Genomic DNA, 19,573 nt, shown 5'->3' with positions numbered 1-19,573 from the left:
GTCGTCTCATGCTCGACGTGCACCGGCTCCGCATCCTCCGCTCCGTCGTCGCCTCCGGCTCGATCGCGGGAGCCGCCTCCGGCCTCGGCTACACGCCGTCCGCCGTCAGCCAGCACCTCTCCGCTCTGCAGCGCGAGACCGGACTGACCCTGCTGGAGCGGGTGGGCCGCGGCGTCCGCCCGACCCCAGCCGGACGCGCCCTCGCCGCCCAGGCGGACCGCGTCCTCGAGCGCCTCGCCGAAGCGGAGGCCGTGGTGGAGGAGCTGCGCGAGGGCCGCTCCGGCCGCCTCTCGGTGACGTACTTCGCCTCCGTCGGCAGCGCCTGGATGCCGGAGGTCGCCCGCCGGCTGACCGCCGCGTTCCCCGGCCTCGCCCTCGATCTGCGCCTGGGAGAGGAGCTCGACGACGACCTCGGAGCGCGCCCCGACGTGCAGCTCCTCGTCGCCTCCTCCGAGCCGACCGCCCCCGGATTCACGGCGCACCACCTCCTCGACGACCCCTACCTCGTCGTCCTGCCCGACGGTCATCCGCTCGCCTCACGGAGCGAGATAGACCTCGCCGAGCTCGCGAACGAGCGCTGGGTCGACAACGACCTGCCCACCGGCTGGTGCCGCCGGAACGTCGTGGAGGCCTGCGCCGCCGCCGGGTTCGCGCCGCCCTTCCACGTCCAGGCCAACGACCACATCACCGCCGCCGCGTTCGTCGCCGCGGGCATGGGCGTGACGGTCCTGCCGGAGCTCGCGGCCCACCGCCTGCCGGACGGCGTCCGCGCCGTGCCCGTCGTCCGTCCCCGGCCTGTCCGCTCCCTCGAGGCCGTCGTGCGGAACTCCGCCGCCTCCTCCGCACCGGTGGCCCTGGTGCTGGAGACACTGAAGGCCCTCGCCGCGCGCCGCTGAGCGCGCCTGCATGGGCGAGCTCGCAGCACACCGGAGCACGATGGGCGCGTGAGCTCCGTCGAACCCGTCACCCGTTCCGCGCCCGCGCTCGGCGGACCGCGCATCCTGAAGCAGCGCTGGACCGAGGCGACGTTCCTGCACTGGCGGGTCGACCCCGCCCTGGTGGCGCCCCACCTCCCGGCCGGGACGAGGCCCGACGAGCACGACGGCTCCTCCTGGGTGGGCCTGATCCCGTTCCGGCTCTCGCGGACGGCCTTCCTCGGCGGCCCGCGGGTGCCCTGGCTCGGCACCTTCCCCGAAGTGAACGTCCGGCTCTACTCCGTCGACGAGCAGGGACGACGCGGAGTCGTGTTCGTCTCGCTCGACGCCTCCCACCTCCTTCCCGTGCTCACCGCGCAGGCGGTGTTCGGGCTCCCCTACCGCTGGGCCCGGATGAGCATCGAGCACCGCCACGGCGCGGTGATCTACGACACGATCCGGCACTCGGACTCGGCCGCCCGCTCCCGGATCGTCGTCCGCCCGGGCGACCCGGTCGGCGAGGACCCGCTCGCCTCGTTCCTCACCGCACGCTGGGCCTACCACGAGCGCCACCTGGGCTCCACCTGGTACGGCCGCAACCTGCACCGGCCGTGGCCGCTGCGCCGCGCGGAGCTGCTGGCGCTCGACGACGGGCTGCTCGACGCCGCGGGCTTCCCCGGGCTGGCGACGCGCGCGCCGGACTCGGTGCTGTACTCGGCCGGAGTGGAGACCGTGTTCACGGTGCCGCGGAAGGTGTGAGGGGGGCGGGAACGGTCCTCCACAGGCGGCTCTTCGCGATGCTGTCCGATGGAACGGCGGTCCCGAGGTCCACGACGAGACTTCGTCCGCTGAGATCAGGGCATGAAGGAATCGGCGACAGTAGACGACGCGCTCACGGAGGCGCTCGCGCTCGCCGGCTCACGGCACGCCGAGCGATCATCCGTCGAAGCCTTGCGCTACCGGGCAGTCGAGGAGGCACGCCGCCTCGCGATGGCGGCACCGGCGGCGCTCGTCGGCGAGCACGTCCAGGTGCAGGTGGATCAGGCGGAGGCGGCGCACCGGGCGCTGATCGCGGAGCTCGCGACGGGACTCCGGGTCTCGGAGGCGCACGCCTCTGCACTGGTCGACGAGGCGCGCCTGCTGGTGAACGACCTCCCGGCGACGTTGCGCGCACTCGCGGACGGAGCGCTCTCCCCCGAGCATGCGCGACTCGTGGTGCGAGGAGCACTCGACGTCCCCGCCGAGGTCCGTGGGCGCTTCGACGAGGAGGCCGCCACGATCGCGGTCGCCTGCACGCCGCCCCAGCTGCGACGCGCCCTCCGGTCGCTCCGGGAACGGCTGCACCCGCAGACGCTCAGCGAACGTCATAGGGACTGCGCCCGTCGTCGCGCGCTCTGGGTGGAGGGCCTCGACGACGGGATGGCGATCCTGCACCTCTACACCGCAGCTCCCGATGTGCTCGGCGCGATGGACAGGATCGACCGGGCCGCCCGCTCCCTCGCGGATCTGCCGGACGAGGAGCGGACGCTGGGCCAGCTCCGCGCAGACATCGCGGCTGCGCTGCTGGTCGACGGGGAGACATCGGCCGACGGAGACGGCACGTCGATGCCGGCGGGAGTGCGCGCCGAAGTCGCGGTGACCGTGCCGGCGCTGACCCTCCTCGGGCGGTCCGACCAGCCCGCCGTCCTCGACGGATACGGACCCGTCGATCCGGAGACCGCGCGGCGTCTCACAGCAGGTGCTCCCTCGTTCACGCGGCTGCTCACCCATCCGGAGAGCGGAGCGGTCCTCTCCGTCGGACGCGACTCCTACCGAGTGCCGGCGGACCTGCGTCGCCACCTCCAGCACCGCGACGGGACCTGCCGGTTCCCGGGATGCACCCGCAGCACCCGCCACGCGGACGTCGACCACACGAACGACTGGCAGCACGGAGGCACCACGTCGGTCGACAACCTCGCACACCTCTGCCGACACCACCACCGGCTCCGCCACACCACGGCGTGGACCCACCGGCAGGAGCCGGACGGCACGCTGCACTGGACGAGCCCGGCGGGACGGCAGCATGTCACCCGGCCCGGGGAGCCGGGGAACGGGACGGAGGGCGGACACGATCCGACCGGGACCGGCGGGCCGTGACAAGGGGCAGGTCGGGTGGCGTGGACGGGCAGGTCAAGGGGCGGGCCCGCTTCGGCGCGCCCGCGTAGCGTGGACGGCACGGGCCGATAGGCGCGGAAGCGACAAGAGGGGCAGCGACATGGCAGGAACGAAGGACAGGAAAGACGCGACGACGGGGACCTCGGCGGTGCTCTTCGATATCGACGGGACCCTCGCCGACACGAACTTCCTCCACGTCGAGGCGTGGTCGCGCGCCTTCTGGCAGGCCGACCTCGTCGTGCCCGCCTGGCGCATCCAACGAGCGATCGGCGCAGACTCGTCGGAGCTGCTCGACATGCTCCTCGAGGACGACGTGAAAGAGGAGCAGCGCGCACTGGTGAAGTCGCTGCACACCAAGAACTACGCCGAGACGACAGCACGCATCGTTCCACTTCCGGGAGCTCGCGAGCTCGTCGCGACGCTCGTCGGTCGAGGCGTCCACGTCGTCCTCGCCACCTCGGCACCGCAGAACGAGCTGGACGTGCTTCTCGACGTCCTCGACTTCGGCGGCTCCGTCCACGCTGTCACCAGCGGCGCAGACGTCTCGACCGCCAAGCCAGCACCCGACCTGATCTCGATCGCGCTCGACCGCGCGGGCGTCTCCGTCGACCGCGCCGTCATGGTCGGCGACGCGACCTGGGACGTCCTGGCCGCCGAGCGCGCGGGCCTGGCAACGGTCGGAGTCCTCTCCGGCGGTACCTCGGAGCACGAACTCCGCGAGGCCGGGGCCGTCGCCGTCTACGAGGACGCGGCGGCCGTCCTGACCGGTCTCGGCGAAGGGCCCCTCGCGAGCCTCCTGAACTGACCGACCGCCACCCCAGGAGGCTCACGAGCCTCAGTCGCGGGGTCGCCGTCGCAGCACGAGGAGCGTCACTCCGATGGCGGCGGCGACCGCGGCGAGAGCGCCGCCGATCCACAGGACGTCCCCGAGGAGTGCCGGGTCCGATCCGGACGTCGCCTGCGCTTCGTCGGCTGACTCGGCATGTCCTCCTGAGACCGCGACGGTGCCGTTGCAGTCCGGGACCGAGTCCGACCCGTCGGCGAGCGCGGTCCCGTCGGACGGCGCCCAGTCGAACGCGTACTGGCCCGACACGGGGTGCCCGTCGGTGGACACGACCTGCCAGGTCACCTCGTACTCCCCCGCCGCGCCGAGCTCGAGCGGCATCGACGCTTCCGGCCCGACGACGCTGACGCAGCCGTCGCCGTAGTAGAGCCCGTCCGGCCCGACGACGCGCAGAGCCGCCGCCGTTCCGTCCGTCCCGAGGACGAGCAGGTCGTCGTTCGTCGTCAGCACCAGCGTTCCCGGCTGCTCCGTCAAGGTCGAGTCCGCAGCGGGAGTCGTCGAGACGAGGTAGTTGTGCGCGCTGGCGGGCGCCGCCACAGCGATCGAGCCGAGCAGCCCGATCGCGGTAGCGGCAACGAGGACCTTCCGACGGGTCACGCCGACGCCCGGGGTCCGCGGCGGCGGGAGGCGAGCCCGACGGCCACGCCGACCGCGCCGACGACGAGCCCGCCGACTCCGAGGATGCGGGCGAGCACGTCGTCGCCGCTCGTGGCCGTCGTCGCCGAGGCGGTGGTCGCGACCGCGTCGTCACCGTCGCCGTCGTCGTCGTGTCCGCCCCCGTGGCCGGACCCCGCTTCCGCCGCGGTCACCGCGACGGTGGGAGCGGGCAGCTCGGGCTCGTCCTGGCCGTCGACGGTCGGCTGGTCCCAGGCGGTGCTGCCGGTCTCGCACGTCTGCAGCACGGGGAACTCCAGCGTGGAGCCGGCTGCGTCCTCGGGGAGCTGAAGCTGGAGGGCGACGGTGTCGCGGTAGCCGTCGGCGAGGGGCGTCTTCGCCGTGTAGACCACGTCCGAGACCCGCTTGGTCGCGGTGTTCCCGTGGGAGTCGGTGACCGGGTCGGCGATCGCGACCTCGTTCTTCACGACGTCCCAGTTCGGGTTGATCGTCGGGCTGACCGAGTTGATGCCGTCGGGCATCGTGATCGTGAGTCCCGTCGTCGGCGAGCCCTCGCAGCCGTGGGCCAGCGAGAACGTCACCACCGTGTACGAGCCGGCGGCGGTGCTGCTCGCCGCCGCGGTCACGTGGGCGCTGGCCGCAGTGGGCGCGGCGACAGCGAGCGCGATCGATCCGGCGGCGACGAGTGCGCCGCTGCCGACGAGGCGGAGCCGCGAGAAGGAAGAAGAAGAAGAAGAAGAACGGGTCATGACGGTCGTGTCCTCGGGGGAGATCCGGCGCGGGGCCGGGAGTTCTGGACGCAGCGCGGGTTCGCGGTGCATGCGGAGGCGCCGACCGGAGCCGCTCCCGCACGGGAGGGGCGTCAGGCGGCGCGGAGGACCCGCAGCGGCGGCCCGCGGTGCCGGAGGATCGAGAGGACCGCGTCGAGGGAACGGGGCGCCCGCGGCTCGGGGGTGCCCGTCATCGAGACGCCGGGTGCCGACGGGAGCGCGACCGCGGACGCGCGGGCGACGATCCGTACGACGACGCGCTGGAGGCCTGCTCCCAGCGTCCAGAAGAGGCGCTCGCCGTACCGGAACGCCGCGATCGTGAAGGCAGCCGCAGCGAGGTGGGCGACGAGCATCAGCGGAGCGTGGGCCGCGTGTCCGCCTCCCCCGGCGATCAGCTCGATGGTCGACCCGTCGTGGAAGTGCGCGCCGGTGCCCGTCGTCCCGACGACGCTCACCTCCCCACCGCTGCCCGTGATGAGGAAGAGGCCGTGGTACGCGATCTGGCTGAGGAGCACGGAGAGCGTCAGCCGGGGAAGGGACGGACGGCGCCCCGAGAGGAGGACGCAGACGACGACGGCGAACGCCGCGGCGAGGGCGAGCATGGCAGGAGCGGGGGTCTCGGCGCCCGCGAGCGTGTGGGAGGCGGCGGCCGTGGCGGTCGCGGCGAGAGCGGCGGCGACGCCGCGAGCCACTCGTGCACCTCGGGTCTGCACTCGCCCGTCCTCTCGTCGTCGCGTCGACGCGTGCGCGCGACGTCTCCAGGGTAATCGACGCGGCGGAGCAGCTCCCCGCCGTCCCGGTTCCCTGCCGTTACGAAGCCGTTACCTAGATCACCGAAAGAAATCCAAACCCCCGCAGGGAGGGCTCCGAACACATGTCAACGGCCGCGACACGGTCCACACAGAACAGGTCCTCCGCATCACGTGGGGGCCGTCTCACGAAGGAGTAATCCCATGCGATCCACCAAGCGTTCCGCCCTCGCCGCATTCGCCCTGCTGGGCACCGCCGCCCTCGGCCTCACCGCCTGCTCGAGCGGAAGCGGCTCGACCACCGCCGCCAGCGACGCGGCGACCGAGATGTCGACCCCGATGGCCACCTCGTCGGCCTCCGCCTCCTCGACCCCCATGGCGACCATGGACCCGGCCGCGAACCTCGTCGGTCCCGGCTGTGCCGCCTACGCCGAGCAGGTTCCGGACGGCGCCGGCTCGGTCGAGGGCATGTCGCTCGACCCCGTTGCGACCGCCGCGTCGAACAACCCGCTGCTCACCACCCTGACCGCTGCGGTCTCCGGTGGCCTCAACCCCGACGTCAACCTCGTCGACACGCTGAACAGCGGCGAGTTCACCGTCTTCGCCCCCGTTGACGACGCGTTCGCCAAGCTCGACGCCGCGACCGTCGACTCCCTCAAGACCCCCGAGGGCGCCGCCACGCTGTCCTCGATCCTGACCTACCACGTCGTCCCCGGCCAGATCGCCCCTGACGCGATCGCCGGCGACCACGCCACTGTCCAGGGTGGCAACCTCACCGTCACCGGTTCCGGCGACGACCTGAAGGTCAACGACGCGTCCGTCATCTGCGGTGGCGTCCAGACCGCCAACGCGACCGTCTACCTCATCGACACCGTGCTGACCCCCCCGGCCAGCTAATTCCCCTCACCGGCTCCGGCCGGTGAACACGCCGAAGGGCGGGCACCTCGCGGTGTCCGCCCTTCGGCGTTCGTGCGTGCAGAAGCCCTCCGCGAAGCCGGACACTGCAGAGTCGTCCGGCACAGAGTCGTCCAGCACAGAGCCGCGCAACGCAGAGCTGTCCGAACGGGAAGCCGCACAGCGCGGAGCCCTGCGCAGTGCGGAGTCGGAGGGTCACCACGACCCGGCACTCGCCGTCACGCCGCACCACAGCACCCACCACGAACGACACGAGGCGCGGACCCCGATGCAGGGGGTCCGCGCCTCGTCGTCGTGCGGTCGGCGGCTACTCGGCCGGGGCGCTGATCTCGCGCAGGACGCGGTCGCCGGGGCGGGCCTCGATCATCTCGGCCTCGATCTCGGCCCGGTCGAGCAGCTCCTCCATGCGGCGGCGGCGGTTGCGCGTGATGAGCGTCACGACCGTGCCCGTCTTGCCCGCGCGGCCGGTGCGGCCGGAGCGGTGGAGGTACGTCTTGTACTCGTCGGGAGCGTCGGCCTGGATCACCAGGTCGATGTCGTCGACGTGGATGCCGCGCGCGGCCACATCGGTCGCGACCAGCACGTCGACGCGTCCACTGGTGAGCAGCGCGAGGTTGCGGGTGCGGCGCGACTGGTTGAGGTCGCCGTGGAGGCTCGTCGCGGGGATGTCCGCGTGGTCGAGCTGCTCCGCGAGCTGCTCCGCGAACGCGCGGGTCCGGGCGAAGATCAGCGTCTTGCCCTGGCGGGCGGCGAGCTGCTCGATGATCTCGGCCTTGTCGCGGTGCTCGATCAGGAGCACGCGGTGGTCGATGGTCGAGGACGCCTGGTCCTCGCCGGCGACCTCGTGGACGCTCGGCTCGACCAGGAACTCGTCCACGAGCGTCGCGACGCCCTTGTCGAGCGTGGCCGAGAACAGCAGCCGCTGGCCGCCGTCGGCGGTCTGGCGGAGGATGCGCTGCACGGGCTCGAGGAAGCCGAGGTCGCACATGTGGTCGGCCTCGTCGAGCACCGTGATGGTGATGTTCGAGAGGTCGAGGCGGCCCTGCTCGACGAGGTCCTCGAGGCGGCCCGGCGTCGCGATGACGATGTCGACTCCGCGCTGGAGGGCTCCGACCTGCTTGTACTGGGGGACGCCGCCGTAGATGGTCGTCGTGAACAGGCCGACGGAGCGGGCGATCGGCTGGATGGTCCGGTCGATCTGCATGGCGAGCTCGCGGGTCGGCGCGAGGATGAGCGCGCGCGGAGCCCGGCCCGGCTTGCGGCCCTTCGCTCCGTTGTTCTCCATCAGGCGCTCGACGACGGGGGCGCCGAAGGCGATGGTCTTGCCGGAGCCGGTCTTGCCGCGTCCGAGGACGTCCTTGCCGGCGAGCACCTCGGGGATGGTCGCGGCCTGGATCGGGAACGGCGCGGCCGCTCCGAGCTCGGTCAGCATCCGGACGATGTTCCCGCCCAGGCCGAGGTCGCCGAAGGTGACGCCCTCGACGTCGACGGCGAGAGTGGCCGTCGCCTCGAGGCGCTCGAGCACGACGTCGTCGGCCTGGTGCGGCGCACGGGCGTCGCGGCTGGGGTAGAAGTCCGAGCCGGAGTCGCGGCGCGAGGGCCGGGAGTCGCGGTCGAACGAGCGGGTCGGGCGGTCGCCGCGGTCGTGGCCGCGCGAGGGACGCGCATCCCGGTCGAAGGAGCGGGCCGGGCGGTCGCTGCGGTCGAACGAGCGGGCGGGACGCTCGGTGCGGTCGTAGCCGCGCGAGGGGCGCTCGTCGCGGTCGCCGGTACGGGCGGGCCGGTCGTCGCGTCCGTAGGAGCGGGCCGGACGGTCGTCGCGGTCGTTCGAGCGGGCCGGACGCGCGTCGCGGTCGAAGGAACGGGCCGGGCGGTCGCTCCGGTCGAAGGAACGCGCCGGACGCTCATCGCGCCCGTAGGAATGCGCCGGACGCTCGTCGCGATCGTTCGAGCGCGCCGGACGCGCATCGCGGTCGAAGGAACGGGCCGGGCGGTCGCTCCGGTCGAAGGAACGCGCAGGACGCTCATCGCGCCCGTAGGAACGCGCCGGACGCTCGTCGCGATCGTTCGAGCGCGCCGGACGCGCATCGCGGTCGAAGGAACGGGCCGGACGGTCACTGCGATCGAAGGATCGCGCCGGACGCTCGTCGCGATCGTTCGAGCGGGCCGGGCGTGCGTCGCGGTCGTACCCGCGGGCCGGACGCTCGTCACGGTCGTTCGAGCGGGCCGGACGCGCGTCGCGGTCGTAGCCGCGCGAGGGCCGCTCGTCGCGGTCGTTCCCGCGGGCGGGCCGATCGGCGCGCTCGGTGGCCCGCTCGGCGCGCTCGTCGGCGTTCCAGCGCGCCTTCTTGGGGGCGTTCTCGTCGACGGCGCGGAATCCGCGGTGGCCCTCGCTGCGCGAGCCCGGCTTGGCGCCGGGGAAGCGCGAGCGGCCGCCGAGTTGGGACTTGCCGCTCGAGGCGCCGAAGCGGTTGGGCTCGAAGTTCTTGGCCGGACGTCCGCCGGCGGGCTTCTTGTTCTTGGGCATGGCAGTTCTTCCTGGGTTCAGGTCGTGCGCGAGGAGGCGACGCCGGAGGAGCCCCGTCGTGAGGGGCGTCCGTGCGCTGGACTGCTGCGGGGCAGCAGGGGGAGAACCCGGGCGAGTCATTGACCGGGGCCGATTCACACATGTGATTCGTCTCACGACGACTGTCGGAGACTCGGCCCACTTGACTAACAAACCCATCCGCACGAGAACGCACGGTGTCAAGAGCCGACCGAGTGAGTCTACACGCGGCCCCGGAGCCTGGCTAGGGCGGGGAGACGTGCGGCCAGGAGCCGCTCAGGTCGGGAGCCGCGAAGCCCGGGAGTCGCGCACCTCCGCAACCGGTCCCCCGCGGAGTCGCCCCGCATACAGCCCCCCGGCCCCGAGCCGCAGCACGATCGACGCGCGCCCGCGCGCAACGACCGCCCGTCCGCTACTGCGACGCCCGCCGGGCCCGGTACGCGGCCACGTTCGCGCGATTGCCGCAGTTGCCCGTGTCGCAGTAGCGCTTCGAGCGGTTGCGGGAGAAGTCCACGAGCACCGCCTCGCAGTCCTCCGCCGCGCAGACGCGGATCCGCTCGCGCTCGTCGCCGCGGATCACGTCGACGAACGCCATGGCGGCCTCGACCAGGATGCGCGTGGCGAGCGGGCTCTCGTCGCGCGTCGCGTGGAGGTGCCAGCCGTAGGGTCCGTGCCGGACCAGCTGCGGGAGCGCGCGGCCGGAGTCGAGCATCCCGTTGACGACGGGGACGAGGTCCTCCTCGGCCCGCGTGAGCCAGAGGGTGCGGAGGGAGGAGCGGATCGACTGCACGGCCTCCAGCTCCTCGGTCGATCCGTCGCGGCTGCCCGTGTACCGGTTCTCGAGGAGGAAGTCGTCCAGCTGCTCGATCGTCGCCATCTCGTCCTCGCCGGACGGCGACAGCTCGGGGAGCGTGTTGACGAGGGTGGCGGTGGAGGTCAGTGACGCCTCGACGTCATAGGCGAACACCATGTTGACTCCTGACAGTGCGGCTCAGTAATGTGCGATCAGCTCGCTGTCACGAGTGTAATCCTTTTGACTCCTGAAGGAGCCGGCCATGACCGCCGAGAGCACTGCCGCCGTCACCCTCCCCGCCGCGAGCGCGCCCGCGCCTGCACGGCGCCTGGGCTCCGGCCTCGTCGCGGCGCTGGCCGCGTCGGCGGCGTTCGGTCTGGGCGGGCCGTTCGTGAAGCCGCTCCTCGAGGCGGGCTGGACGCCGGCGTCCGCGGTCCTCTGGCGCGCGGGCGGCGCCGCACTGATCCTCGCGATCCCGGCGATCCTGTCCCTCCGCGGCCGCTGGCCCGTGCTCCGCCGCAACCTCGGCACGATCGCCCTCTACGGAGTCTTCGCCGTGATCGCCGCGCAGCTCTGCTTCTACAGCGCGATCGAGCACATGTCGGTCGGCGTCGCCCTGCTGATCGAGTACCTCGCGCCGGTGTTCCTCGTCCTCTTCGCCTGGGCGCGCACGCGCCGGCACCCCGGCCGCTTCACCCTCGCCGGCTCCGCGCTCGCGCTCGGCGGCCTGGTGCTCGTGCTCGACCTGTCCGGCGAGTCGACCCCCGAGCTGGTCGGCATCGCCTGGGCGCTGACCGCCTCGCTCGGCCTGTGCGTCTACTACGTCATCGCCGGCCGGGTGGATCCGGAGCTGCCGCCGATCGCGCTCACGGCGGGGGCGATGACGGTCGGCGCCGCGATCCTGCTGGCACTCGGGGCGCTCGGCGCCACACCGCTGCGCGCGACCTTCGGAGAGGTGGTGTTCGTCGGAGCGGAGGTCAGCTGGCTCCTCCCCGCGGGCGTGATCCTCGGCATGTCGACGGTGCTGGCGTATCTGCTCGGGATCGAGGGCGGACGCCGTCTCGGCACGCGGATCGCCTCCTTCGTCGGCCTGACGGAGGTGCTGTTCTCGATCGCGGCCGCGTGGCTGATCCTCGGCGAGCTGCCCGCGCCGATCCAGTTCGGCGGCGGCGCGCTGATCCTCGCGGGGGTCGTCCTGGTCCGTCTGCAGCGCGAGCCCGGCACCCCCTGATCGCGGGGGTGCCGCATCCGGGGCGCCGGGCACCCCGTACGCTGATCGCACTCATGCGCGAGCCCACCCGATCCCCGCGACGCGTCGCCGCGGTCCTGGCCGCCCTCGCACTCCTCCTCTCGGGCTGCGCGAGCACCACTCCCGTCTCGGAGCCGGTGGCGCAGGCGCTCGGAGCGGCACCCGCACCCGACTGGTCCGGCGTGAGCGTGACGGCCGACGTCGTCTACGACGCGAGCACTGGGCAGAGCGTCGACGTCTGCTCCTCCCCTGCCCCGTCGGCGGAGCCGCGGCCCGCCGTCCTCGTCGTGCACGGCGGCAGCTGGGCCCGTGGAGGCAAGGCCGACGCGAACTGGCGTCCGATCTGCCAGTGGCTCGGATCGGAGGGGTTCGTCGCCGTCTCGGTCGACTACCGCCTCGCGCCCGCCGCCGTGTTCCCCGCGCAGCTCGACGATGTGACGGCCGCCCTCGACTGGCTGCTCGAGCCGGAGCAGACCGCGCGCTTCGGCATCGATCCGGAGCGGGTGGCGGCCTTCGGCGGCTCGGCCGGCGGCAACCTCGCCTCTCTGCTCGGCACGCTGCCGTCGACCTCGTCGCGCCTGGCCGCCGTGGTCGACCTGAGCGGTCCCTCCGATCTCAGCGCCGCCGGCCTCGCCGACGACGACCCGGTTGTCGGAGTCGCGGCCGCCGTGCGCAGCTACCTCGACTGCGCGGACCTCGCCTCCTGCCCCGCTGCGACCGCCGCCTCGCCCCTCGCGCAGGTGGACGGCTCCGAGCCGCCGTTCCTCATCGCGCACGCGGCGCACGAACGGGTCGCGCTCAGCCAGTCGACCCGCTTCGCCGAGGCGCTGCGCGGAGCGGGCTCGAGGGTCGACCTCCTCGTCCTCCCCGGCTCGCTGCACTCGATCGCGCTGCTCGACGACGCTCTGCGCGCTCGGGTCGTCGAGTTCCTCCGCGCCCACCTGGGCTCGTGAGCGGAGTCGTCGTCCGCCTCGAGGACGCAGCCGGAGCGGAGGGCCTCCTCGCCGCGGTCCCGCCCCCGCACGCCCGCGTCCTGATCGCCCGGATCGACGGGGCGGCGGCGGGCGCCCTGGTGCTCGCTCCCGGCCCGGACGACTTCGCCGAGGTGCTGGAGCTCGTGGTCGCCTCCGTCCACCGGCGCACGGGAGTCGCCCGACGGCTCGTCGCGGCGGCGGAGTCGTGGGCGCGGGTGCAGCGGATCCGCACGCTGCGCCTGGCCGCCGCTCCGGAGCTCGCCCCAGCGGCCGGGGCGCTCGGCTTCACGGCGATCGACGGCTTCGGAGCCCACGTCGGCGACGACGCGGTGCTCTGCTTCGCGCGTCCGGTCTGAGCAGCGCCGCTCCGAGGCGAGCCTGGTCCGAGGAGCCCGGCCCGAGGGCCCGTCCGGTCGGAGGCCGACACGGCAGGACGCCCGCTCCGATCCGAGTGCCGCTTCCGGGAGGCGGCCCCGCCCTCGTCCGGCGCGCACCCCCGCCGTCAGTCGATCGAACAGCCCGGCTCGTCCGACAGCGCCCGCTCGATCCGGGCGCGGTGCTCGTCCGACATCGGCGGCAGCGCGTCGGGCGCGAACCAGCCGACCTCGGTCGACTCGTCGTCCGCGACGTGGGCCTCCCCCGAGATCCAGCGGCAGCGCACCACGTGGTCGAGGTACTGCGAGCGGTCCCCGTTGGGGTACCGCATCGGCGGGAGGGTGTGCACCTGCACGAGGCGCTCGACCTCGATCTCGACGCCCGCCTCCTCCTGCGCCTCGCGGCGGGCGGTGCCGGCGACGGTCTCGCCCGGGTCGATGATCCCGGTGACGGCCGTCCAGGCTCCGGTGTCGGCGCGCCGGACGAGCAGGACCTCGAGCGCCGGCTCCTCGCGGAGGATCACCGCGGTCACGCCGGTGAGCCAGAGCAGCTCGGTCCCGATCCGCTTGCGCAGCCGCAGCACGAAGTCGGGAGTCGCCATCAGTGCTCTTCGGGTCGGAAGTCGAACGCGACGATGCCGGCAGTGTCGACGAACGGCCCGACGAACTCCTTGAACGCGTCGTGCGCCGGATCCCAGTGCGCGGGGTCCTCGACGGCCGGCCGGCCCAGGTAGTAGTGCAGGTCGCCCTCGGAGGAGAAGGTCAGCAGGAACGCGCGGTCGAAGCCCTCGCCCGCGCCCTCGATGCTCAGCTGCGGCCCCGTCTCGATCGACTCGATGTAGGGCCGTCCGTCGCGGACGCACTCGTCGGCCAGGGCGAGGAAGCGGCGGGTGACCTCGTCCGCCTCGGCGACCAGCGCCGTCGGGCGGAAGCGGATCAGGACGAGGTGCCGGAGCGTGCCCGGGCGGAAGTCGCGGGCGACGAAGCGCTCCGGACCGATCTCGTCGAGGACCGCGGTGGCGCGCTCCGGGCCGCTGCGCCAGCGCGAGCCGACCGTCTCGGCCGCATCCCTGATGTCCGTCATGCCGACGCCTTCCCGGCGCGGGCGGCACGCCGCCGCTCACGATACCCCTCGACCAGGTTGTAGACGACGGGCAGGACCACGAGGGTCAGCACCGTCGAGGACACCAGGCCGCCGATCACGACGATCGCCAGCGGCTGCGAGATGAATCCGCCGTGGCCCGTGATCCCCAGCGCCATCGGCAGGAGGGCGAAGATCGTCGCGAGGGCGGTCATCAGGATGGGCCGGAGCCGCCGCTCGGTGCCGTGCAGCAGCGCCTCCCGCACCGGCATCCCGCGATCGCGGTACTGGTTCACCAGGTCCACGAGCACGATCGCGTTGGTGACGACGATGCCGATCAGCATCAGCACGCCGATCAGGGACGGCACGCCCAGCGGCACGCCGGTGATCACCTGCAGGAGGATCGCGCCGGTCGCCGCGAACGGCACGGACACGAGCAGGAGCAGCGGCTGCAGGAGCGAGCGGAACGTCGCCACCATCACGACGTAGACGATCAGGATCGCGACCAGCAGCGCGATGCCCAGCTGCGAGAACGCGTCGGCCTGGTCGGCGGTCACTCCGCCGAGGGAGGCGTCGACACCGGCCGGAAGCGCCGTCGCGTCGATCGCGTTCTGCACGGCGACGTTGGCCGAGGCGAGGTCGTCGCCCTCGGGGGTGACGGTGATGGTCGCGGTGCGCTGCCCGCGCTCGGTGGTGATGCTCGCCGGACCGTCCGTCTGCTCGACCGCCGCGAGGGTGGAGAGCGCGACGGCGCCGGCGAGGGTCGGCACCTCGAGGGTCCGCAGCTCGTCCACGGTGGCCGGCGGCTGCCCGTCGGCCAGGTAGATCGAGAGGGTGCGGTCGTCGATCACGACGCTGCCGACCTGGCTGGGCTGGAGCGCCTGGCTGACGATCGTGCCCACGGCGACCTCGCTGAGACCCGCCCGGGCCGCGGCGTCGCGGTCGACCCGCACCGCGATGTAGGGCAGCGAGGAGGAGAGGTTGCTCTCGGCCTGGCTGATCCCGTCGGTCCCGCGCAGGGCCTCGAGGAGCTGGTCGCTCGCGCTCTGGAGGTCGCTCTGCGAGGCGGTCGAGAGGTCGACCTCGATGTCCGAGGAGGCGCCGAAGCCGGAGGAGGCGGCGACGCTGATGTCCTCGGCCGAGGCGACGCCCGACAGCGCGTCGCGGACGTCCGCCTGCACGGCCTCCTGGTCGGCCGACTCATCGGTGGTGACGGAGTAGCGGATCGAGGTGCCGCCGCCGCCTCCCCCGCCGAACGCGCTCTGCAGGCCGCCGGAGGAGCCGACGGTGAGCTGGACGGTCTCGACGCCGTCGACGCCGAGGATCGCCGTGCTCGCCTGCTGCGCCGTCGCGTCCTGCGCGTCGAGGCTCTGGCCGACGGGGACCGTCTGTGTGACGGTGAAGGTGTCCTGCCCGCTGGAGCCGAGGAAGTTCGTCTTCATCAGCGGGTACAGCGCACCGGTCCCGACGAGCACGAGCAGCGCGAGGAGGACGGTGACGACCGAGTGCTTCAGCGTCCAGTGGATGATCGGGCCGTACACCGACTGCAGCCCGCGCGCCCGCCGGGGAGCGGCGTGGGCGCCGTGGTGCGGGACCTCCTCGACCGGCGCGGCGGTGTCGGCCGGGACGCCCGAGGCGGGTGCCCCTCCGGCCGCCGCGCGCTCCTCCGCGAGCGCCGCCTGCGCGGCCTGGCGCACCGCCGGCCGCTTCGAGGGGCGGAGGAACCAGTAGGCCAGCACCGGCACGATCGTCAGCGCCACCACGAGGGAGGCGAGCAGGGCGATCGACACGGTCAGCGCGAAGGGCCGGAACAGCTCGCCCGTGGTGCCGCCGACGAACGAGATCGGCAGGAACACCGCGACCGTGGTGATCGTGGAGGCGGTGATCGCGCCGGCGACCTCGCGGACGGCGACCGCGATGGTCCGGGCCCGGTCCTCGCCCGCGTCGAGGTGCCGCTTGATGTTCTCGATCACGACGATGGAGTCGTCGACCACACGGCCGATCGCGATGGTGAGCGCGCCGAGGGTGAGGATGTTGAGGGTGTAGCCGGCCGTCTGCAGGCCGATGAACGTGATCAGCACCGAGGTCGGGATCGAGATGGCCGTGACCAGGGTCGAGCGCACCGAGAGCAGGAACAGCAGGATCACCAGCACGGCGAAGACGAGGCCGAGCGCCCCCTCCTGCGCGAGCGACGCGATCGACTCCTGGATGTAGGGCGCCTGGTCGAAGACCGGGGTGAAGGCGGCGTTGTCGCCGATCGACTCCTCGAGGTCCGGGAGCAGCGCGGCCACGCCGGTCGACACGTCGACGGTGTTCGCGGCCGGGAGCTTGGTGATCGAGAGGGTCAGGGCGGGCTGGCCGTTGACGCGCGAGATCGAGGTGACGGGGGCGTCGGTGACGGCGACCGTCGCGACGGAGCCGAGGGTGGTGACGGTCGGCTCTGCGGTCACGGCCGCGCCTCCCGCCGCCGCTCCGGCGTCGGAGCCGCCCGCCGAAGCGCCGGAGCCCGCGGAGGCACCCGCGCCCGCTGACGCACCGGCGCCGCCCGCACCCGCGGAGGCACCTGCGGACGGCAGCAGCGGCAGCGCCGCGATCGCGTCGGTCGAGTCGAGCTTGACGCCCGACTGCACCGAGAAGGTCGACCCGTCCTGGGTGATCTGTCCGCCCGCGACGAGCACGCCGTTCTGCTGCAGGGCCGAGCGGATGTCGCCGGTCGAGAGGCCGGCCGCGGCGAGCGCCGCGTCGTCGGGAGTGATCGTGACGCGCTGGGCGGTCTCGCCGACGAGCGCCGCCTCGCGCACGCCCTCGACCTTCTCCAGGTCCGGGATGACCGTGGTGCGCAGGCGCTCGGCCAGCGCGTCCGCGTCGCCGTCGCTCGACACGGCGAGCTGCAGCACCGGCAGGTCGTCGAGGGAGCCGGTGACCACCTGCGGGTCGACGCCGTCCGGGAGCGTGCTCTTGATCCGGTTGATCGCCTGCAGGATCTTCTGCTCGGCGGTGGCGAGGTCGGTGCCGTAGGTGAAGGACGCCGAGATGAGGGAGGAGTCCGTGGAGGACGTCGCGCTGGTCGTCTCGAGCCCCGGCACCCCCTGGATGGCGGTCTCGATCGGCGTCGAGACGTCGTCGTTGACCACCTCCGGAGCGGCGCCCGGGTAGGACGTGACGACGGCGAGCTGCGGGAAGGAGATCGACGGCGCGAGCTCCTGCTTGAGCCCGGTCAGGGCGACTCCGCCGAAGACGGCGATGACGACGGTGACGAGCGCGATGAGCGCCCGGTTCTTCATGCTGAGGACCGCGAGGAGATGCACCCTCCGAGTCTTCCATCAGCCGACTGAGTGTTGGGAGGGACGCGGCGTTCCGGGGCGTGCGACGGGGCGACCGGCGCCACCGGCCGGCCCCGGACGCCCTCAGCCCAGGCGGACCTCCGCCGTCGACGACCCGACGGGGAGGCTCACTGCAGCGCCCGCCCCGGCGCTCGAGAGCGCGAAGTCCCCGGCGAAGGCCCGGACGCCGACGCGCCCCTCGGCGTCCGTCCGGAGCACCGTCGGCTCGAGCCACCAGTCCCCGCGGATCCGCGAGCGCAGCGCCTCGTAGGCCGGCTTCGGGCTCCCGTCGCGGCGGAGGAACCCGCCCGGCGCTCCGAGCCAGGCGCCGGCGTCGTCGAAGCCCCAGTAGGTGATCGCCTCGACCGCCGGATGCGCGACCAGCGTCTCGTAGTGCCGCACCATCTCGTCCGCCTGCCGCGCCTCCCCCTCCGGAGTGGTCGGCCAGTCCTCGACCACGTGGTCGTTGAGGTCCTCGATCTCGGCGGGCATCAGCTCGCCAGAGACGAGGGTGGTCTCGGTCCAGTGCAGCGGCAGGCCGAAGCGCGCGAACCTGTCGCAGATCGCCGTGATCTGCTCCTCCCCGCGGAACCCCTGGTGCATGTGCGACTGCAGGCCGATCGCATCGGGCCGGATCCCGGCCTCGAGCACGTCCTCGATCAGCCGCTCGTACTCGGGCCCGAGGTCGAAGTCGTTCAGCACGAGCACCGGTCCGGTGCCGACGCTGCGCGCCTCCGAGAAGGCCAGCTCGACCATGCCGACGCGTCCCTTCTCGCGGGCGAGGCGGGTGACGGCGTTCGTCACGCCGTCCGGCTCGTTGGCGAAGCGCGGCATGATGACGACCTCGTTGATCGCGTCCCAGGTGTCGATCAGCCCGGCGAAGGCGCCCACCTCCCGGCGGATGCGCGCACGGAGGAGCTGCTCGGCCTCGTCCAGCGGCAGCGCGTCGAGCCACTCCGGCTTCACGTAGTGCCAGACCAGCGGGTGCCCCTTCAGGCGGACGCCGTCCGCGGCGAGCGCGCGCGCCTCGGCGAGCACCTCCTCCGTCGCGGTGCGGCCGCGCTCCGGCTCGAAGCGGCCCCAGTAGACGGGGAGCGTCGCCGTGTCGAACAGGTCGAGCCAGAGCCGGCGCTCCTCGGCGCGCGCGGGGTCGGTGCTCGGAGGGGTGCAGCCGAAGGCGAAGGCGTGGCGGCGCTGCTCGACCGTCACGTCGGCGTGGGCGAGCGGAGCGCCGTCGGCACCGAGGACGGTGACGAGGGCGTCGGCGAGACGGGGGCTGAAGTCGGTCATGCGGGGCCTCTCAGGCGGGGTGGCGCTCGTCGAGCGCCGTGTACTCGGATCGGGTGAGCGGGAGGACCGCTCCGTGCTTGGTGTCCTCGGGCAGGTCGAACTCCTCCGCGAGCTCCCAGCGGCCCAAGGCCGGGTCGGTGCTCGTGTAGGCGCGGTAGCCGTAGGGGCGGAGGGCGTACTGGTCGACCCAGAGCGACCAGCGCTCCTCGCGGTGGTGCCGGAAGACCAGCGGCCCCTCGATGCTCGGGCCGAGCTCCTGCCCGATCCCCCGCGCGACGGTGGCGAAGTCGTCCGCGAAGAGGGAGGAGCCGACCTGCTGGAACACCTGCATCGTGTGGGGGGCCTCGTCGTGCTGCTTGGCGAAGCGGTGGACGGCCGTGCCCTCGATCAGCAGCGTCATGTCGATCACTCCGCCGGACAGCCGCAGGTAGGTCTCGGGCTCGGTGAACGTGAGGAAGTCGCGCGTGCGGGACATCAGGATGCGGCTGTCGCCCGTCTCGCCGGTGGCGGGGTCGCCGTCCTCGGCCAGGCCGGAGGACCAGTGCACGAGGAAGTCGCCCGAGACCGGGTCGTAGACCGACTCCGGCGCCCAGGCCATGCCCGCGCCCTCGGGAGCGACGGCGACCGCGCGCGGCTCGGACCACTCGAGGAGGTCCGGGGAGTCCCAGACCACGAGGTCGCGGCTCCCCCGGTGCCGGTAGAGGTCCCAGTCCGGGCCCTCGGGCCGCCAGACGCGGAGGTCGGTGGCGACGAGGTGGAAGCCCCGCGGCCCGCGGACGATGTGGGGGTCGCGGACGCCGCCCGTGCCGCCGGTCCACTCCAGCACCGGCCCGAGCGCGCGCCAGCGCAGCGGATCGTCGCCCCGGCTGAGCGAGAAGAAGATCTTCTCGCTGTGGCCGGTCCGGTCCTCCACGAAGTGGACCAGCAGGTAGCCGTACCCGTCGCTCATGAGAGAACGATCTCACACGCCCGGCGGGCACTCC

At 73.1% G+C, this 19,573-nt stretch carries 18 protein-coding genes; 8 read left to right on the top strand and 10 right to left on the bottom strand.

Annotation, left to right across the window (positions count from 1 at the left end; genetic code table 11):
- Positions 1–8: 8 nt before the first annotated feature.
- From C5C44_RS05970 to C5C44_RS05955, 4 genes are all read left to right on the top strand, one after another.
- A complete protein-coding gene (locus C5C44_RS05970; RefSeq protein WP_104335515.1) occupies positions 9–896 on the top strand; it encodes a LysR family transcriptional regulator in 888 nt (295 codons plus the stop codon).
- Positions 897–944: 48 nt separating this feature from the next.
- Positions 945–1,673, top strand: a complete 729-nt coding sequence (locus C5C44_RS05965; RefSeq protein ID WP_104237664.1) for a YqjF family protein — start codon at positions 945–947, stop codon at positions 1,671–1,673.
- A gap of 102 nt (positions 1,674–1,775) precedes the next feature.
- Positions 1,776–3,050 (top strand): HNH endonuclease signature motif containing protein, encoded by a 1,275-nt coding sequence (locus C5C44_RS05960; RefSeq protein WP_104335514.1) that lies wholly within the window; start codon positions 1,776–1,778, stop codon positions 3,048–3,050.
- A 118-nt stretch (positions 3,051–3,168) separates the two neighbouring features.
- The gene (locus tag C5C44_RS05955; RefSeq protein WP_104226181.1) at positions 3,169–3,873 is read left to right on the top strand and encodes an HAD family hydrolase; all 705 of its coding nucleotides are present in this window, start codon (positions 3,169–3,171) and stop codon (positions 3,871–3,873) included.
- A 30-nt stretch (positions 3,874–3,903) separates the two neighbouring features.
- Here C5C44_RS05955 and C5C44_RS05950 read toward each other — a convergent pair whose 3' ends face one another.
- From C5C44_RS05950 to C5C44_RS05940, 3 genes are read right to left on the bottom strand one after another with little or no spacing between them, the layout of a single operon-like run.
- The gene (locus C5C44_RS05950; RefSeq protein WP_104335513.1) at positions 3,904–4,509 is read right to left on the bottom strand and encodes a copper resistance CopC family protein; all 606 of its coding nucleotides are present in this window, start codon (positions 4,507–4,509) and stop codon (positions 3,904–3,906) included.
- Positions 4,506–5,348: a YcnI family protein gene (locus tag C5C44_RS05945; protein WP_104335512.1), complete on the bottom strand. Its 843-nt coding sequence runs from the start codon at positions 5,346–5,348 to the stop codon at positions 4,506–4,508. The genes C5C44_RS05950 and C5C44_RS05945 overlap by 4 nt, the downstream gene beginning before the upstream one ends.
- Positions 5,349–5,389: 41 nt before the next feature.
- Positions 5,390–5,989 carry a hypothetical protein gene (locus tag C5C44_RS05940; RefSeq protein ID WP_104335511.1) on the bottom strand — a complete coding sequence of 200 codons (600 nt, stop codon included), beginning with the start codon at positions 5,987–5,989 and terminating at the stop codon, positions 5,390–5,392.
- A 261-nt stretch (positions 5,990–6,250) separates the two neighbouring features.
- Here C5C44_RS05940 and C5C44_RS05935 point away from each other — a divergent pair, with 261 nt between their 5' ends.
- Positions 6,251–6,943, top strand: coding sequence for a fasciclin domain-containing protein (locus C5C44_RS05935; RefSeq protein ID WP_104223824.1), 693 nt, complete (start codon positions 6,251–6,253; stop codon positions 6,941–6,943).
- A gap of 325 nt (positions 6,944–7,268) precedes the next feature.
- Here C5C44_RS05935 and C5C44_RS05930 read toward each other — a convergent pair whose 3' ends face one another.
- Positions 7,269–9,488, bottom strand: a complete 2,220-nt coding sequence (locus C5C44_RS05930) for a DEAD/DEAH box helicase (protein ID WP_104335510.1) — start codon at positions 9,486–9,488, stop codon at positions 7,269–7,271.
- A 430-nt stretch (positions 9,489–9,918) separates the two neighbouring features.
- Positions 9,919–10,476, bottom strand: coding sequence for a CGNR zinc finger domain-containing protein (locus C5C44_RS05925; RefSeq protein WP_104269364.1), 558 nt, complete (start codon positions 10,474–10,476; stop codon positions 9,919–9,921).
- Positions 10,477–10,561: 85 nt separating this feature from the next.
- Here C5C44_RS05925 and C5C44_RS05920 point away from each other — a divergent pair, with 85 nt between their 5' ends.
- The 3 genes from C5C44_RS05920 to C5C44_RS05910 are packed head-to-tail and all read left to right on the top strand — an operon-like array spanning position 10,562 to position 12,878.
- Positions 10,562–11,530: a DMT family transporter gene (locus C5C44_RS05920; protein ID WP_104335509.1), complete on the top strand. Its 969-nt coding sequence runs from the start codon at positions 10,562–10,564 to the stop codon at positions 11,528–11,530.
- Between the two features lie 53 nt (positions 11,531–11,583).
- Positions 11,584–12,501: an alpha/beta hydrolase gene (locus C5C44_RS05915; protein ID WP_104292231.1), complete on the top strand. Its 918-nt coding sequence runs from the start codon at positions 11,584–11,586 to the stop codon at positions 12,499–12,501.
- On the top strand, positions 12,498–12,878 hold the full coding sequence (locus C5C44_RS05910) for a GNAT family N-acetyltransferase (RefSeq protein ID WP_104327350.1): 381 nt from the start codon (positions 12,498–12,500) through the stop codon (positions 12,876–12,878). The genes C5C44_RS05915 and C5C44_RS05910 overlap by 4 nt, the downstream gene beginning before the upstream one ends.
- Positions 12,879–13,024: 146 nt before the next feature.
- On the opposite strand, the gene C5C44_RS05905 is transcribed toward C5C44_RS05910, so the two are convergent.
- From C5C44_RS05905 to C5C44_RS05885, 5 genes are all read right to left on the bottom strand, one after another.
- Positions 13,025–13,498 (bottom strand): NUDIX domain-containing protein, encoded by a 474-nt coding sequence (locus C5C44_RS05905; protein ID WP_104335508.1) that lies wholly within the window; start codon positions 13,496–13,498, stop codon positions 13,025–13,027.
- A complete protein-coding gene (locus C5C44_RS05900; protein WP_104249875.1) occupies positions 13,498–13,980 on the bottom strand; it encodes a Dabb family protein in 483 nt (160 codons plus the stop codon). The genes C5C44_RS05905 and C5C44_RS05900 overlap by 1 nt, the downstream gene beginning before the upstream one ends.
- Positions 13,977–17,285 carry an efflux RND transporter permease subunit gene (locus C5C44_RS05895; protein WP_104335507.1) on the bottom strand — a complete coding sequence of 1,103 codons (3,309 nt, stop codon included), beginning with the start codon at positions 17,283–17,285 and terminating at the stop codon, positions 13,977–13,979. Before C5C44_RS05895 ends, C5C44_RS05900 begins: the two co-directional genes overlap by 4 nt.
- Before the next feature lie 99 nt (positions 17,286–17,384).
- Positions 17,385–18,590, bottom strand: a complete 1,206-nt coding sequence (locus C5C44_RS05890) for an endo-1,4-beta-xylanase (protein ID WP_104335506.1) — start codon at positions 18,588–18,590, stop codon at positions 17,385–17,387.
- Between the two features lie 10 nt (positions 18,591–18,600).
- A complete protein-coding gene (locus tag C5C44_RS05885; RefSeq protein WP_104335505.1) occupies positions 18,601–19,539 on the bottom strand; it encodes a glycoside hydrolase family 43 protein in 939 nt (312 codons plus the stop codon).
- Positions 19,540–19,573 lie beyond the last annotated feature (34 nt).

The sequence above is a fragment of the Rathayibacter sp. AY1F6 genome (assembly GCF_002932035.1).
GTDB lineage: Bacteria > Actinomycetota > Actinomycetes > Actinomycetales > Microbacteriaceae > Rathayibacter.
This window is presented reverse-complemented; position numbering and strand designations above follow the sequence as displayed.